Raw genomic sequence first — 15,116 nt, 5'->3', positions numbered from 1 at the left:
CATGCAGATTCAAAAAAGTTTTAAGGGGCAGTCTCCCTATGGCAAGCTGTATCTAGTGGCAACGCCGATTGGCAATCTAGACGATATGACCTTTCGAGCTATCCAGACCTTGACAGAAGTGGACTGGATTGCTGCTGAGGACACGCGCAATACAGGGCTTTTGCTCAAGCATTTTGACATTTCTACCAAACAGATTAGTTTTCATGAGCACAATGCCAAGGAAAAGATTCCTGATTTGATTGATTTCCTGAAAGCAGGGCAAAGTATTGCTCAGGTCTCCGATGCGGGTCTGCCTAGTATCTCAGACCCTGGGCATGACTTGGTCAAGGCTGCGATTGAGGAAGAAATCGCAGTTATCACTGTTCCAGGTGCCTCTGCAGGAATTTCTGCCTTGATTGCCAGTGGTTTAGCGCCACAGCCACACATATTTTACGGCTTCTTACCCAGAAAATCAGGCCAGCAAAAGCAATTTTTCGACTTGAAAAAAGACTATCCAGAAACTCAAATTTTCTATGAATCGCCTCATCGTGTGGCAGATACGCTAGAAAATATGCTAGAAGTCTATGGTGACCGCTCGGTAGTCTTGGTAAGAGAATTGACAAAGATTTACGAAGAATACCAACGAGGAAAAATCTCTGAATTGCTGGAAAGTATCGCTGAAACGCCTCTCAAGGGTGAATGCCTTCTCATCGTGGAAGGTGCCAGTCAGGATGTGGAGGAAAAAGACGAGGAAGACTTGTTCTTAGAAATCCAAGCCCGCATACAGCAAGGTATGAAGAAAAATCAAGCCATTAAGGAAGTAGCTAAGTTTTACCAGTGGAATAAAAGCCAGCTTTACGCTGCCTACCATGACTGGGAAGAAAAACAAGAAAATGACTAAACAGGGAAGTTTGCCTTCTTCCCTTTTTTTGTTATACTAGTAGAAGAAAAAAATAGAAAGATTTGTGGGAGTGAAAAAGTCCGGGGGGACTTTTTCAGCCTGAGCCAGAAAACTCGAGAGCGAGGAAAGTCCGATTGGCTTTTTCAATGTGAAACTTGTCTTCAACTCCCAAAGAGGTATTAGTGTCGTGTCTCAATCTTATATCAATGTTATCGGTGCTGGTTTGGCAGGTTCTGAAGCAGCCTACCAAATCGCAGAGCGTGGTATTCCAGTTAAACTTTATGAAATGCGTGGTGTCAAGTCAACACCTCAACATAAAACAGACAATTTTGCTGAGTTAGTTTGTTCTAATTCCCTTCGTGGGGATGCTCTTACAAATGCTGTCGGGCTTCTCAAGGAAGAAATGCGTCGCTTGGGTTCTGTTATTTTGGAATCTGCTGAGGCTACACGGGTTCCTGCAGGTGGTGCGCTTGCGGTGGACCGTGATGGTTTCTCACAGATGGTGACTGAAAAAGTGACCAACCACCCCTTGATTGAAGTGGTTCGTGATGAAATTACAGAATTACCAACAGATGTTATCACAGTTGTGGCTACTGGTCCCTTGACTAGTGATGCCCTGGCTGAAAAGATTCATGCCCTTAATGATGGCGATGGTTTCTATTTCTACGATGCGGCAGCGCCTATTATCGACGTCAATACCATCGATATGAGCAAGGTCTATCTCAAATCACGTTATGATAAGGGAGAAGCCGCTTATCTCAACTCGCCTATGACCAAGCAAGAGTTTATGGATTTCCATGAAGCTTTGGTCAATGCGGAAGAAGCACCGCTCAATTCCTTTGAAAAAGAAAAGTATTTTGAAGGATGCATGCCAATCGAAGTCATGGCCAAACGTGGCATTAAAACTATGCTTTATGGCCCTATGAAACCAGTCGGCCTTGAGTATCCAGACGATTATACAGGCCCTCGTGATGGAGAATTCAAAACACCTTATGCAGTGGTTCAGCTTCGTCAGGACAATGCAGCTGGTAGTCTCTATAATATCGTCGGTTTCCAGACCCACCTTAAATGGGGAGAACAAAAGCGTGTCTTCCAAATGATTCCAGGTCTTGAAAATGCTGAGTTTGTTCGTTATGGTGTTATGCACCGCAATTCTTATATGGATTCACCAAATCTTCTTGAACAGACCTATCGTTCTAAGAAACAACCAAATCTCTTCTTTGCTGGTCAGATGACTGGTGTGGAAGGCTATGTAGAGTCAGCAGCGTCAGGATTAGTTGCGGGAATTAACGCGGCTCGTCTTTTCAAGGGAGAAAGTGAGGCTATTTTCCCAGAGACGACGGCTATCGGAAGCTTAGCTCATTACATCACTCATGCAGATAGCAAACATTTCCAACCAATGAATGTCAATTTCGGAATTATCAAGGAGTTGGAAGGCGAGCGTATCCGTGATAAGAAGGCTCGTTATGAAAAAATTGCAGAGCGTGCCCTCAGCGATTTAGAGGAATTTTTAACTGTCTAATTTTTTTGAAAGAATTGCTCATGATACTATAAAAATCTTAGAAATTGTGATAAAATAGGTAGGATAAAAAAAGGAGAGTGAAAATGGCGAATCCCAAGTATAAACGTATTTTAATTAAGTTATCAGGTGAAGCCCTTGCCGGTGAACGTGGCGTAGGGATTGATATCCAAACAGTTCAAACAATCGCAAAAGAGATTCAAGAAGTTCATAGCTTAGGTATCGAAATTGCCCTTGTTATTGGTGGAGGAAATCTCTGGCGTGGAGAACCTGCTGCTGAAGCAGGTATGGACCGCGTTCAGGCAGATTACACAGGAATGCTTGGGACTGTTATGAATGCTCTTGTGATGGCAGATTCATTGCAACAAGTTGGGGTTGATACACGTGTGCAAACAGCCATTGCAATGCAACAAGTGGCAGAGCCTTACGTACGTGGACGTGCCCTTCGTCACCTTGAAAAAGGCCGTATCGTTATCTTTGGTGCCGGAATTGGTTCACCTTACTTCTCAACTGATACAACAGCAGCCCTTCGTGCAGCTGAAATCGAAGCGGATGCCATCCTCATGGCTAAAAATGGTGTCGATGGTGTTTACAATGCCGATCCTAAGAAAGACAAGACAGCTGTTAAGTTTGAAGAATTGACCCACCGTGACGTTATCAATAAAGGTCTTCGTATCATGGACTCAACAGCTTCAACCCTCTCAATGGACAACGACATTGACTTGGTTGTCTTCAATATGAATCAACCAGGCAACATCAAACGTGTCGTATTTGGTGAAAATATCGGAACAACAGTTTCAAATAATATCGAAGAAAAGGAATAAGATAGATTATGGCTAACGCAATTATTGAAAAAGCTAAAGAGAGAATGACCCAGTCTCACCAATCACTGGCTCGTGAATTTGGTGGTATCCGTGCTGGTCGTGCCAATGCAAGCTTGCTTGACCGTGTACATGTAGAATACTATGGAGTTGAAACTCCTCTTAACCAAATCGCTTCAATTACGATTCCAGAAGCGCGTGTTTTGTTGGTAACACCATTTGACAAGTCTTCATTGAAAGACATCGAACGTGCCTTGAACGCTTCTGATCTTGGTATCACACCAGCTAATGACGGTTCTGTGATTCGCTTGGTTATCCCAGCTCTAACAGAAGAAACTCGTCGTGATCTTGCTAAAGAAGTGAAGAAGGTCGGCGAAAATGCTAAAGTGGCTGTCCGCAATATCCGTCGTGACGCTATGGATGAAGCTAAAAAACAAGAAAAAGCAAAAGAAATCACTGAAGACGAATTGAAGACTCTTGAAAAAGATATTCAAAAAGTAACAGACGATGCTGTTAAACACATCGACGACATGACTGCCAACAAAGAGAAGGAACTTTTGGAAGTCTAAAAATAAACAGAAAAACTCAGTTGGCATTGCTGGCTGAGTTTTATTCGAAAGAAGGAAATATGAATACAAATCTTGCAAGTTTTATCGTTGGACTCATCATCGATGAAAATGACCGTTTTTACTTTGTGCAAAAGGATGGCCAGACCTATGCTCTTGCCAAGGAAGAAGGTCAGCATACGGTAGGAGACACGGTCAAAGGTTTTGCCTACACGGATATGAAGCAAAAACTGCGCCTGACAACCATAGAAGTAACTGCCACTCAGGACCAATTTGGTTGGGGAACTGTAACAGAAGTACGCAAGGACTTGGGAGTCTTTGTCGATACAGGCCTACCTGACAAGGAAATCGTTGTGTCACTCGATATCCTCCCTGAGCTCAAGGAACTCTGGCCTAAGAAGGGAGACCAACTCTACATCCGTCTTGAAGTGGACAAGAAAGACCGTATCTGGGGCCTCTTGGCTTATCAAGAAGACTTCCAACGTCTAGCTCGTCCTGCTTACAACAATATGCAGAACCAAAACTGGCCAGCCATTGTTTACCGCCTCAAGTTGTCAGGAACTTTTGTTTACCTGCCAGAGAATAACATGCTTGGCTTTATCCATCCTAGCGAGCGCTACGCAGAGCCACGTTTGGGGCAAGTCTTAGATGCGCGTGTCATTGGTTTCCGTGAAGTGGACCGTACCTTGAACCTTTCCCTTAAACCACGTTCTTTTGAGATGTTGGAAAATGATGCCCAGATGATTTTGACCTACTTGGAAAGCAATGGCGGTTTCATGACCTTAAATGATAAGTCATCTCCAGACGACATCAAAGCAACCTTTGGTATTTCTAAAGGTCAGTTTAAAAAAGCTCTTGGTGGCTTGATGAAGACTGGCAAAATCAAGCAAGACCAGTTTGGGACAGAGTTGATTTAGGGAGATTTATGAGAAAATCATTTTACACTTGGCTCATGACCGAGCGCAATCCTAAAAGTAACAGTCCCAAAGCTGTCTTGGCAGACCTAGCTTTTGAAGAGTCGGCCTTTCCAAAACACACAGATGATTTTGATGAGGTGAGTCGCTTTTTAGAGGAACATGCCAGTTTCTCTTTTAACCTAGGAGACTTTGACGCTATCTGGCAAGAATACTTAGAACACTAGCATGATTCACTGGGTTTGGGCTAGTAATTTCTCCATCCCTTTGCTATAATAAAAAGAAATAAAAGGATTAGAGAGGTTCTTTATTTGAAGGAACATTCAATAGACATTCAACTGAGTCATCCAGATGACCTGTTTCATCTTTTTGGTTCCAATGAACGCCATCTTCGTTTGATGGAAGAAGAGCTTGATGTGGTGATTCATGCTCGTACGGAGATTGTCCAGGTTTTGGGAGAAGAGACTGCCTGTGAGGAAGCCCGTCAGGTTATTCAGGCTTTGATGGTTTTGGTGAATCGTGGGATGACCGTTGGTACACCAGATGTGGTGACTGCGATTAGCATGGTCAAAAACGATGAAATCGACAAGTTTGTCGCCCTTTACGAAGAAGAAATCATCAAAGATAATACAGGAAAGCCTATCCGTGTCAAAACACTGGGTCAAAAACTTTATGTGGACAGTGTTAAACAGCATGATGTGACCTTTGGAATTGGGCCCGCAGGAACAGGGAAGACCTTTCTTGCAGTGACCTTAGCAGTGACTGCCCTTAAACGTGGGCAAGTCAAGCGCATTATCCTAACTCGTCCAGCAGTGGAAGCAGGAGAGAGTCTAGGTTTTCTTCCGGGTGATCTTAAGGAGAAGGTAGATCCTTACCTTAGACCTGTTTATGATGCCTTGTATCAGATTCTGGGGAAAGACCAAACAACTCGACTCATGGAGCGTGAAATTATCGAGATTGCACCCCTTGCCTATATGCGTGGACGGACCTTGGAGGATGCCTTTGTCATTCTCGATGAGGCGCAAAATACGACTATCATGCAGATGAAGATGTTCTTAACTCGTTTAGGATTTAATTCTAAGATGATTGTCAATGGAGATATCAGTCAGATTGATCTTCCGCGTAATGTCAAGTCCGGTTTGATTGATGCCCAAGAGAAACTCAAGAATATCCATCAGATTGACTTTGTTCATTTTTCAGCCAAGGATGTGGTTCGCCATCCAGTTGTCGCTCAGATTATCCGAGCTTATGAACCAGCTCCAGTTAAAAAAGAAGAGCGTGAAGAAGTCCAAGAAGAAAGAGAATAGCAAAAAAGAGCAGTTCAGGTGGAATTGCTCTTTCTTTTATCTGATAATTAGATTTTTTAGATTAGTTCATCAATTGGAGTATGTTTTTTATCGAGACCTTGGGCTACTGGAAGACTGGTTAAGTAACCTTGATAAGTAGTAACACCTTGGCGCAAGCCCTCATCCTCAGAGATTGCTTGTACAAAACCTTTACCAGCCAAAGCTTCAATATAAGGAAGAGTGACATTGGTTAGGGCAATGGTTGAAGTACGAGCAACCGCACCAGGGATGTTGGCAACGGCATAGTGGAGAACACCGTGTTTTTCATATACAGGCTCATCGTGCGTTGTCACACGGTCAGCTGTCTCGATAACACCACCTTGGTCAACGGCAACGTCAACGATGACAGATCCTGGACGCATTTGCTTGACCATCTCATCTGTGACCAGTTTTGGTGCCTTGGCACCTGGGATGAGAACCGCTCCGATCACCACATCCGCATCTTTCACACTGGCTTCGATGTTGAATGAATTGGACATAAGGGTTTGGATTTGATGACCAAAGACTTCTTCGAGGACTGAAAGACGTTTAGCACTGATATCAAGGATGGTTACTTGAGCACCAAGACCAAGCGCAATTCGAGCAGCATGGGTCCCTACGACACCGCCACCGATGATGGTTACTTTCCCTTTAGGTACACCCGGCACACCACCCAGTAAGACACCAGAACCTCCTGCTTGCTTAGTTAGGAAATGGGCGCCGATTTGGACTGCCATACGGCCTGCAACCTCACTCATAGGTACGAGGAGTGGTAATTGACCTTGGGAATCACGGACAGTTTCATAGGCAATCCCAGTTGTTTTTGCTTCCAACATAGCATCTGCTAATTCTGGAGCAGCGGCCATGTGCAAGTAGGTGAAGAGAAGCAGGTCGTCACGTAAGTAACCATATTCAGAAGCTAGTGGTTCTTTTACTTTTACGACCAATTCAGCTGCCCAGGCTTCACCAGCAGTAGCGACAATTTCAGCTCCTTGCTTTTGATAGTCAGCATCAGTAAAGCCAGAACCGAGACCAGCATTTGTTTCGATAAGGACGCGATGACCACGGCCGACTAAGCTGTGGACACCAGCAGGTGTTAGGGCAACACGGTTTTCATTATTCTTAATTTCTTTTGGAATTCCGATTAACATAGAGAAAAACTCCCTTTCTATTGACGGGTTGTAAATGATTTATCACATTATCTATAAAATAAGGTGATGATTTTATTCTATATGAAACCGCTTTAAAAAGCAAGAAAAATTTGTTGTAATTTATTTTTTATGCTAGACTGGTAGAAAATATTTTTAAATGGAGGAGAAGTATGGAATCAATCTTTTTAAAACTATCCCAGTATCCAACAATGGAGACAGAGCGTTTATTGCTTAGACCTGTAACTTTGGATGATGCGGAAGCAATGTTTGAATATGCCTCGGACAGAGAAAATACGCGTTACACTTTTCCAACCAATCAAAGCTTGGAAGAAACTCAAAATAATATTGCTCAGTTCTACTTGGCCAATCCCTTGGGACGGTGGGGGATAGGACTAAAAAGCAATGGCAAATTTATCGGAACCATTGATTTGCACAAGATTGATCCTGCTCTTAAGAAGGCAGCTATTGGCTATATTATCAATAAAAAGTATTGGAATCAAGGATTAACGACAGAAGCCAATCGTGCTGTGATTGAGCTAGCTTTTGAGAAGATAGGGATGAATAAGTTGATTGCCCTTCACGATAAGAATAATCCTGCGTCTGGAAAGGTCATGGAGAAATCAGGAATGCGTTTTTCCCACGAAGAAGCTTATGCTTGTATTGACCAGCATGAAGAAGGCCGAATCGTGACAAGAGTTCATTATGTCTTGACCAAGGAAGACTATTTTGCAAATAAATAAGCAGTTGAAAAGAAATTTTCAACTGTTTTTTCTTCCTCTTACGAATAATCTAAGAGAGGAGAAAATATGGAAGCAATTATCGAGAAAATCAAAGAGTATAAAATCATTGTCATCTGTACTGGTCTGGGCTTGTTTGTAGGAGGATTTTTCCTGCTAAAGCCAGCTCCCCAAACACCTGTCAAGGAAACGAATTTGCAGGCTGAAGTTGCAGCTGTTTCCAAGGATTCGGTATCCGAAAATGAAGTGAAGAAGGAAGAACCGGTTGAACAAGATCTAATCACAGTAGATGTAAAAGGCGCTGTTAAAGCACCTGGAATTTATGATTTGCCGGTAGGTAGTCGGGTCAATGATGCCGTTCAGAAGGCTGGTGGCTTGACAGAGCAAGCAGACAGCAAGTCGCTCAATCTAGCTCAGAAAGTTAGTGATGAAGCCCTGGTTTATGTTCCAACTAAGGGAGAAGAAGCAGCTAGTCAACAGACTGCTTCTGGGACGGCCTCTTCAACGAGCAAGGAAAAGAAAATCAATCTCAACAAGGCCAGTCTGGAAGAACTCAAGCAGGTCAAAGGCTTGGGAGGAAAACGAGCTCAGGATATTATCGATCATCGTGAGACTAATGGCAAATTCAAGTCGGTTGATGAACTTAAGAAGGTCTCTGGCATTGGTGCTAAAACGATAGAAAAGCTAAAAGACTATGTTACAGTGGATTAAGAAACTCCCTATTCCCCTAATTTACCTGAGTTTTCTATTGCTTTGGCTTTACTATTCTATTTTCTCAGCATACTATCTTGCTTTGTTAGGCTTTGTTTTTCTGCTAGTCTGTCTCTTTTTCCAATTTCCTTGGAAATCTGCTAGCAAAGTTCTAGTGATTTGTGGAATCTTTGGCTTCTGGTTTCTGTTTCAAAATTGGCAACAGAGTCAAGCAAGTCAAAATTTGGCGGATTCTGTTGAAAGGGTACGGATTTTGCCTGATACTATTAAAGTCAATGGTGACAGTCTATCCTTTCGTGGCAAGTCTGATGGACGCATTTTTCAAGTTTATTATAAACTCCAGTCCGAGGAGGAGAAAGAAACCTTTCAAGCTTTAACCGACATTCATGAGATAGGACTAGAAGGGAAGCTTTCGGAGCCAGAAGGGAAGAGAAATTTTGGTGGTTTCGACTACCAAACCTATCTGAAAACTCAGGGAATTTACCAGATTCTCAATATCAAAAAAATCCAGTCACTTCAAAAGGTTGGCAGTTTGGATATAGGTGAAAATCTGTCCAGTGTACGCCGAAAGGCTGTAGTTTGGATTAAGACGCATTTTCCAGACCCTATGCGGAACTACATGACAGGGCTCTTACTAGGACATCTGGACACCGACTTTGAGGAGATGAATGAGCTTTATTCTAGTCTAGGAATTATCCACCTCTTTGCCTTGTCGGGTATGCAGGTAGGTTTTTTCATGGATGGCTTTAAGAAACTTCTCTTGCGATTGGGCTTGACCCAAGAAAAGTTGAAATGGCTAACTTATCCCTTTTCCCTTATTTATGCAGGCCTGACTGGATTTTCAGCCTCGGTCATTCGCAGTCTCTTGCAAAAGTTACTGGCTCAACATGGTGTTAAGGGCTTGGATAATTTTGCTCTGACGGTGCTTGTCCTCTTTATTATCATGCCCAACTTTTTCTTGACAGCAGGAGGAGTCTTGTCCTGCGCTTATGCTTTTATCTTGACCATGACTAGCAAAGAAGGAGAGGGGCTTAAGGCTATTGCCAGAGAAAGTCTAGTCATTTCCTTGGGAATATTGCCCATTCTGTCCTTCTATTTTGCGGAATTTCAACCTTGGTCCATCCTTTTGACCTTTGTCTTTTCCTTTCTATTTGACTTGGTCTTCTTACCGCTCTTGTCTATCTTATTTGCCCTTTCCTTTCTCTATCCAGTCATTCAGCTGAATTTTATCTTTGAATGGTTGGAGGGAATGATTCGCTTGGTGTCGCAGGTGGCAAGTAGGCCTCTGGTCTTTGGACAACCCAATGTATGGCTTTTAATCTTATTGTTAATTTCCTTGGCTTTGGTCTATGATTTGAGGAAAAATATCAAAAGAGTAGCTGGCTTCAGCTTACTTATTGTGGGTCTCTTTTTCTTGACCAAGCATCCACTGGAAAATGAAATCACCATGCTGGATGTGGGGCAAGGTGAAAGTATTTTCTTACGGGATGTAACTGGTAAAACCATTCTCATAGATGTCGGTGGCAAGGCAGAATCTAATAAGAAAATCGAAAAATGGCAAGAAAAGGCGACGACCAGCAATGCACAGAGAAGCTTGATCCCCTATCTAAAAAGTCGAGGAGTAGCCAAGATTGATCAGCTAATTTTGACAAATACGGACAAGGAACATGTTGGAGATTTGCTGGAGGTGACCAAGGCATTCCATGTAGGGGAAATTTTAGTGTCCAAAGGCAGTCTGAAACAGAAGGAATTTGTTGCAGAACTACAGGTAACTCAAACCAAGGTGCGCAGTGTGACAGAAGGAGAAAACTTGCCAATTTTTGGAAGTCAGTTAGAAGTCCTATCTCCAAGGAAAATTGGAGATCATGAAGATACCCTGGTTTTGTATGGAAAACTCTTGGATAAAAACTTTCTCTTCACTGGAAATTTGGAGGAGAAAGGAGAGAAGGGCTTGCTGAAGCACTATCCAGACTTGAAAATTGATGTCTTGAAAGCTGGCCAACATGGCTCTAAACAATCATCAAGTTCAGCCTTTTTAGAACAGCTCAAACCAGAGGTGATTCTCATTTCAGTTGGAAAGAGCAATCGAACGAAACTCCCTCATCAGGAAACCTTGACCCGACTGGAAACTATCAATAGCAAAGTATATCGAACTGACCAGCAAGGGGCTATACGCTTTAAGGGTTGGAATAGTTGGAAAATCGAAAGCATTCGATAGGAGGAAAAGTTGTTATAGATTAGTAAGAAAACAAAAACCAAAAATCTGTTGCATAATAATGATAAAAACGATATAATGAAAGCGTGTTCAATATTAAAGATATAAATGCAATAAAACCATTAAAAATTAGCAAAAACCGTTTAATTAGTTAGTTTATGATTATTGGTCTTTTTCAGTCCAGTGTATCTGCTGTGACAGTCACTAAAAGTTACAAGTATGATTGGAATACGGTTTGGGAATATAGTACCAACTATCACGGCCATCAATATGCTCGGATTCCATCATGGTATCGTTATGATAGCTATTCTGAGTATAAAGTTGGTTCTGGCCGAAATTATGATCGTTATGAGGTACTAAACTACTACAGCGTAGGTTATTAATCTCTAAAGAGTGAGAAAAAGGAGGACTGTATATGATAACTCTTACTCATGTGACCTTAAAAACGCGACAAGTCATCTTACAAGATGTTGATTTTACATTTGAAAAGGGTAGGATTTATGGTATTCTTGCTATCAATGGCTCTGGAAAGACGACACTGTTCCGTGCCATTAGCAATTTAATTCCTATAAGTAGTGGAAATATCGCAGCCCCTCCTTCTTTATTTTATTATGAGAGTGTTGAATGGCTGGATGGAAACTTAAGTGGGATGGACTACCTTCGTCTTATCAAAAACATCTGGAAGTCAGGGCTGAACTTGGGGGATGAAATTGATTACTGGGAAATGTCTGACTATATCAGCCTTCCCATCCGCAAGTATTCCTTAGGTATGAAGCAACGCTTGGTGATTGCCATGTATTTCCTCAGTCAGGCAAAATGCTGGCTCATGGATGAGATTACAAATGGCTTAGATGAGTATTATCGACAGAAGTTTTTTGATAGGCTGGCACAAATCGATAGACAAGAACAGCTGGTTCTTTTAAGTTCCCACTATAAGGAAGAGTTGCTTGATGTCTGCGATAGAGTAGTAACCATTCATCAGGGGCAAATAGAAGAGGTTTAGTTTATGAAAGATGTTAGTCTATTTTTATTGAAAAAAGTTTTCAAAAGTCGCTTAAACTGGATTATCTTAGCTTTATTTGTATCTGGACTCGGTGTTACCTTTTATTTAAATAGTCGGACTGCAAACTCACACAGCTTGGAGAGCGAGTTGGAAACCAGTCTTGTAAAAGATGAGAGAATCATCAATGAATATGAAGAGAAACTCTCCCAAATATCTGATACCAACTCGGAGGAATACCAGATTGCTAAAAATAATTTAGACGGGCAAAAAAATCTTTCGACTCAAAAGACAGAAATTCTGACTTTATTAAAAGAAGGGCGATGGAAAGAAGCCTACTATTTGCAGTGGCAAGATGAAGAGAAGAATTATGAAATGATATCAAATACCCCGACTATTAGCTCTGACTTTAAAATGGCGGTTGACCGCCAACGAAAGATTTACCAAGCCCTGTATCCCTTGAACATAAAAGCACATACTTTGGAGTTTCCGACCCACGGGATTGATCAGATTATCTGGATTTTAGAGGCTATCATCCCAACCTTGTTTGTGATTGCTATTATTTTTATGCTAACACAACTGTTCGCAGAAAGATATCAAAATCATCTGGACACAGCTCAGTTATATCCTTTTTCAAAAGTGGCATTTGCCGTGTCCTCCCTTGGAGTTGGAGTGGGCTATGTAACTGTGCTGTTTATCGGAATCAGTGGATTTTCTTTTCTAGTGGGAAGTCTGATAAGTGGTTTTGGACAGTTAGATTATCCCTACCCGATTTATAGCTTAGTGAATCAAGAGGTAACTATTGGAAAGATACAAGATATGTTATTTCCTGGCTTGTTACTAGCTTTCTTAGCTTTTATCATCATTGTGGAAGTAGTGTACTTGATTGCTTACTTTTTCAAGCAAAAAATGCCTGTCCTCTTTCTTTCACTCATTGGGATTGTTGGCTTATTGTTTGGCATCCAAACAATCCAGCCTCTTCAAAAGATTGCACATCTGATTCCCTTTACTTACTTGCGTTCAGTGGAGATTTTATCTGGAAGATTACCTAAGCGGATTGATAATGTCAATCTGAATTGGAGCATGGGAATGGTCTTACTTCCTTGCCTGATTATCCTTTTGTTAGTGGGGATTCTATTTATCGAAAGATGGGGCAGTTCACGTAAAAGGGAAGTTTTTAATAGATTCTAGCTTTCCTATAGGGAAGCTAAGGAAAAACTAACATAGAGAGGGAATCAACTTGATTCTCTCTTTTTGATTCGAAAACCAAGCCAAAATACAAACAGAAACTTTTCAAAAAATAACTTTTTATCTTGACAAGAGTTCGAAAACTTGGTATCATATAAAAGTTGAGAAAAGCAGAAGTGAGAGCTTCTCGCCTTGTGACATTAAGTTGCCTGGCCCTACGGATGAAAAGTTTCTAAGAAACGCTATCATAACGTGCGGGCTTGTATATTTACGAGTCCGCTATTGTTTTTCTCTAATAAAACAAAAGAGGTGAAAACCATAGCAAAGCAAGACTTATTCATCAATGATGAGATTCGTGTACGTGAAGTTCGCTTGATTGGTCTTGAAGGAGAACAGCTAGGCATTAAGCCACTCAGTGAAGCGCAAGCTTTGGCTGATAACGCTAATGTTGACCTAGTATTGATTCAACCCCAAGCCAAACCGCCTGTTGCAAAAATTATGGACTACGGTAAGTTCAAATTTGAGTATCAGAAGAAGCAAAAAGAACAACGTAAAAAACAAAGTGTTGTTACTGTGAAAGAAGTTCGTCTAAGTCCAACTATTGACAAGGGTGACTTTGATACAAAACTTCGCAATGCACGCAAATTCCTTGAAAAAGGAAATAAAGTTAAGGTATCTATTCGCTTTAAGGGTCGTATGATTACCCATAAAGAGATTGGTGCAAAAGTTTTAGCCGAGTTTGCTGAAGCAACTCAAGATATTGCCATCATCGAACAACGTGCTAAAATGGATGGACGTCAAATGTTCATGCAATTGGCGCCAGCGACTGACAAAAAATAATTGTCAGAAAGTTAAATAAAGGAGAAAAAATCATGCCAAAACAAAAAACACACCGCGCATCAGCTAAACGTTTCAAACGTACAGGTTCTGGTGGACTTAAACGTTTCCGTGCTTACACTTCTCACCGTTTCCACGGAAAAACTAAGAAACAACGTCGTCATCTTCGTAAAGCATCTATGGTGCATTCAGGAGATTACAAACGTATCAAAGCAATGCTTACTCGCTTGAAATAATAGTTTGACTGTAAGTAAAGAATTCTAGGAAATATTTGGAGGAAATAAAACATGGCACGTGTTAAAGGTGGCGTTGTATCACGCAAACGTCGTAAACGTATTCTTAAATTAGCAAAAGGTTACTATGGAGCTAAACACATCTTGTTCCGTACTGCAAAAGAACAAGTAATGAACTCTTACTACTATGCATACCGTGACCGTCGTCAGAAAAAACGTGACTTCCGCAAATTGTGGATCACTCGTATCAACGCGGCAGCTCGTATGAACGGACTTTCATACTCACAATTGATGCATGGTTTGAAATTGGCTGAGATCGAAGTTAACCGTAAAATGCTTGCTGACTTGGCTGTTAACGATGCAGCAGCTTTCACAGCTCTTGCAGATGCAGCTAAAGCAAAACTTGGTAAATAATAACTGATGAGACTGGAACAGGATTGTCCCAGTCTTTTTAAAAATAAAGGAGAAAAAAATGGCTTCAAAAATGCTACACACTTGCTTGCGAGTAGAAAATCTTGAAAAATCAATCGCATTTTATCAAGATGCTTTTGGTTTTAAAGAATTGCGTCGCAGAGATTTTCCAGACCATGCCTTCACAATTGTCTATCTAGGACTTGAGGGTGACGACTATGAGTTGGAGTTGACTTATAACTACGATCATGGTCCTTATGTGGTTGGAGATGGGTTTGCCCATATCGCCCTCAGTACACCTGATCTTGAAGCTCTTCATCAAGAGCACAGTGCCAAAGGCTATGAAGTGACTGAGCCAAATGGTCTACCAGGAACTGCACCAAACTATTACTTTGTCAAAGACCCTGATGGCTACAAGGTCGAAGTCATTCGTGAAAAATAATCTCGTGAAGTCAAGTAGAATGTTCGTTTTCTACTTGACTTTTTTTATCTGAAAGAGTATACTAGTAAAAATTTAACCTTTAAGGGGAGTCCAGAGAGACTCACAAGGTGTCAGATAAAAGAATAGTGCAATTTTCTAGAGGAGACTTTTTGAGTGTGCTCTCTTC

18 protein-coding genes and 1 other annotated feature are annotated in these 15,116 nt (G+C 41.5%); of the genes, 17 read left to right on the top strand and 1 reads right to left on the bottom strand.

The genetic code is table 11. From position 1 onward, the window contains the following. Position 1: 1 nt before the first annotated feature. The 7 genes from rsmI to HT717_RS02830 all read left to right on the top strand — a co-directional run bounded on the left by rsmI (position 2) and on the right by HT717_RS02830 (position 6,007). Positions 2–880, top strand: coding sequence for a 16S rRNA (cytidine(1402)-2'-O)-methyltransferase (gene rsmI / locus HT717_RS02860; protein ID WP_173278241.1), 879 nt, complete (start codon positions 2–4; stop codon positions 878–880). 187 nt (positions 881–1,067) lie between these two features. Next, complete coding sequence (gene trmFO, locus HT717_RS02855) at positions 1,068–2,402, top strand: methylenetetrahydrofolate--tRNA-(uracil(54)-C(5))-methyltransferase (FADH(2)-oxidizing) TrmFO (RefSeq protein WP_173304332.1); 1,335 nt, start codon at positions 1,068–1,070, stop codon at positions 2,400–2,402. 83 nt (positions 2,403–2,485) lie between these two features. Then, positions 2,486–3,223, top strand: coding sequence for a UMP kinase (pyrH, locus tag HT717_RS02850; protein ID WP_000002996.1), 738 nt, complete (start codon positions 2,486–2,488; stop codon positions 3,221–3,223). Positions 3,224–3,231: 8 nt separating this feature from the next. Further along, complete coding sequence (gene frr, locus HT717_RS02845; RefSeq protein WP_001262225.1) at positions 3,232–3,789, top strand: ribosome recycling factor; 558 nt, start codon at positions 3,232–3,234, stop codon at positions 3,787–3,789. Positions 3,790–3,848: 59 nt separating this feature from the next. Then, the gene (gene cvfB, locus HT717_RS02840; protein ID WP_143952199.1) at positions 3,849–4,703 is read left to right on the top strand and encodes an RNA-binding virulence regulatory protein CvfB; all 855 of its coding nucleotides are present in this window, start codon (positions 3,849–3,851) and stop codon (positions 4,701–4,703) included. 8 nt (positions 4,704–4,711) lie between these two features. Further along, positions 4,712–4,927 carry a YozE family protein gene (locus HT717_RS02835; protein WP_173304330.1) on the top strand — a complete coding sequence of 72 codons (216 nt, stop codon included), beginning with the start codon at positions 4,712–4,714 and terminating at the stop codon, positions 4,925–4,927. 84 nt (positions 4,928–5,011) lie between these two features. Next, positions 5,012–6,007, top strand: a complete 996-nt coding sequence (locus tag HT717_RS02830; protein ID WP_140833229.1) for a PhoH family protein — start codon at positions 5,012–5,014, stop codon at positions 6,005–6,007. A gap of 56 nt (positions 6,008–6,063) precedes the next feature. Here HT717_RS02830 and ald read toward each other — a convergent pair whose 3' ends face one another. Beyond that, the gene (ald, locus tag HT717_RS02825) at positions 6,064–7,176 is read right to left on the bottom strand and encodes an alanine dehydrogenase (protein ID WP_140833231.1); all 1,113 of its coding nucleotides are present in this window, start codon (positions 7,174–7,176) and stop codon (positions 6,064–6,066) included. 170 nt (positions 7,177–7,346) lie between these two features. Between ald and HT717_RS02820 the strand changes: the two genes are divergently transcribed. From HT717_RS02820 to HT717_RS02775, 10 genes are all read left to right on the top strand, one after another. Beyond that, positions 7,347–7,916 (top strand): GNAT family N-acetyltransferase, encoded by a 570-nt coding sequence (locus HT717_RS02820; RefSeq protein ID WP_125451245.1) that lies wholly within the window; start codon positions 7,347–7,349, stop codon positions 7,914–7,916. Positions 7,917–7,982: 66 nt separating this feature from the next. After that, complete coding sequence (locus tag HT717_RS02815) at positions 7,983–8,624, top strand: helix-hairpin-helix domain-containing protein (RefSeq protein ID WP_173304328.1); 642 nt, start codon at positions 7,983–7,985, stop codon at positions 8,622–8,624. Then, positions 8,608–10,842 (top strand): DNA internalization-related competence protein ComEC/Rec2, encoded by a 2,235-nt coding sequence (locus HT717_RS02810; RefSeq protein WP_140833233.1) that lies wholly within the window; start codon positions 8,608–8,610, stop codon positions 10,840–10,842. The genes HT717_RS02815 and HT717_RS02810 overlap by 17 nt, the downstream gene beginning before the upstream one ends. Positions 10,843–10,997: 155 nt before the next feature. Further along, complete coding sequence (locus tag HT717_RS02805; RefSeq protein ID WP_173304326.1) at positions 10,998–11,222, top strand: hypothetical protein; 225 nt, start codon at positions 10,998–11,000, stop codon at positions 11,220–11,222. Between the two features lie 32 nt (positions 11,223–11,254). Further along, the gene (locus HT717_RS02800; protein WP_173304324.1) at positions 11,255–11,842 is read left to right on the top strand and encodes an ABC transporter ATP-binding protein; all 588 of its coding nucleotides are present in this window, start codon (positions 11,255–11,257) and stop codon (positions 11,840–11,842) included. A gap of 3 nt (positions 11,843–11,845) precedes the next feature. Continuing rightward, a complete protein-coding gene (locus HT717_RS02795; RefSeq protein ID WP_173304322.1) occupies positions 11,846–13,030 on the top strand; it encodes a hypothetical protein in 1,185 nt (394 codons plus the stop codon). A gap of 159 nt (positions 13,031–13,189) precedes the next feature. Further along, positions 13,190–13,321 (top strand) — a sequence feature (ribosomal protein L20 leader region). A gap of 15 nt (positions 13,322–13,336) precedes the next feature. Beyond that, positions 13,337–13,867 carry a translation initiation factor IF-3 gene (gene infC, locus HT717_RS02790; RefSeq protein WP_000848180.1) on the top strand — a complete coding sequence of 177 codons (531 nt, stop codon included), beginning with the start codon at positions 13,337–13,339 and terminating at the stop codon, positions 13,865–13,867. Positions 13,868–13,899: 32 nt separating this feature from the next. After that, positions 13,900–14,100, top strand: a complete 201-nt coding sequence (gene rpmI, locus HT717_RS02785) for a 50S ribosomal protein L35 (protein ID WP_001125943.1) — start codon at positions 13,900–13,902, stop codon at positions 14,098–14,100. A 51-nt stretch (positions 14,101–14,151) separates the two neighbouring features. Further along, positions 14,152–14,511, top strand: coding sequence for a 50S ribosomal protein L20 (rplT, locus tag HT717_RS02780; RefSeq protein WP_000124834.1), 360 nt, complete (start codon positions 14,152–14,154; stop codon positions 14,509–14,511). A gap of 58 nt (positions 14,512–14,569) precedes the next feature. Further along, entirely contained in the window at positions 14,570–14,950 is a 381-nt protein-coding gene (locus tag HT717_RS02775; RefSeq protein WP_000157153.1) for a VOC family protein, read from the top strand. Positions 14,951–15,116: the final 166 nt, after the last annotated feature.

It is taken from the genome of Streptococcus sp. 959 (assembly GCF_013277075.1).
GTDB classification, from domain to species: domain Bacteria; phylum Bacillota; class Bacilli; order Lactobacillales; family Streptococcaceae; genus Streptococcus; species Streptococcus pseudopneumoniae_C.
Note: the sequence above shows the minus strand (reverse complement) of the source record. Positions and strands in the feature narration are given on the sequence as shown.

Excerpts from the sequence above, each read along its gene's own strand:
- HT717_RS02810 (WP_140833233.1), top strand. The coding sequence starts at position 8,608 with ATGTTACAGTGGATTAAGAAACTCCCTATTCCCCTAATTTACCTGAGT.
- HT717_RS02815 (WP_173304328.1), top strand. The coding sequence starts at position 7,983 with ATGGAAGCAATTATCGAGAAAATCAAAGAGTATAAAATCATTGTCATC.
- HT717_RS02775 (WP_000157153.1), top strand. The coding sequence starts at position 14,570 with ATGGCTTCAAAAATGCTACACACTTGCTTGCGAGTAGAAAATCTTGAA.
- HT717_RS02805 (WP_173304326.1), top strand. The coding sequence starts at position 10,998 with ATGATTATTGGTCTTTTTCAGTCCAGTGTATCTGCTGTGACAGTCACT.
- rpmI (WP_001125943.1), top strand. The coding sequence starts at position 13,900 with ATGCCAAAACAAAAAACACACCGCGCATCAGCTAAACGTTTCAAACGT.
- rplT (WP_000124834.1), top strand. The coding sequence starts at position 14,152 with ATGGCACGTGTTAAAGGTGGCGTTGTATCACGCAAACGTCGTAAACGT.
- HT717_RS02835 (WP_173304330.1), top strand. The coding sequence starts at position 4,712 with ATGAGAAAATCATTTTACACTTGGCTCATGACCGAGCGCAATCCTAAA.
- pyrH (WP_000002996.1), top strand. The coding sequence starts at position 2,486 with ATGGCGAATCCCAAGTATAAACGTATTTTAATTAAGTTATCAGGTGAA.
- frr (WP_001262225.1), top strand. The coding sequence starts at position 3,232 with ATGGCTAACGCAATTATTGAAAAAGCTAAAGAGAGAATGACCCAGTCT.
- rsmI (WP_173278241.1), top strand. The coding sequence starts at position 2 with ATGCAGATTCAAAAAAGTTTTAAGGGGCAGTCTCCCTATGGCAAGCTG.
- HT717_RS02820 (WP_125451245.1), top strand. The coding sequence starts at position 7,347 with ATGGAATCAATCTTTTTAAAACTATCCCAGTATCCAACAATGGAGACA.
- cvfB (WP_143952199.1), top strand. The coding sequence starts at position 3,849 with ATGAATACAAATCTTGCAAGTTTTATCGTTGGACTCATCATCGATGAA.
- HT717_RS02795 (WP_173304322.1), top strand. The coding sequence starts at position 11,846 with ATGAAAGATGTTAGTCTATTTTTATTGAAAAAAGTTTTCAAAAGTCGC.
- HT717_RS02800 (WP_173304324.1), top strand. The coding sequence starts at position 11,255 with ATGATAACTCTTACTCATGTGACCTTAAAAACGCGACAAGTCATCTTA.
- ald (WP_140833231.1), bottom strand. The coding sequence starts at position 7,176 with ATGTTAATCGGAATTCCAAAAGAAATTAAGAATAATGAAAACCGTGTT.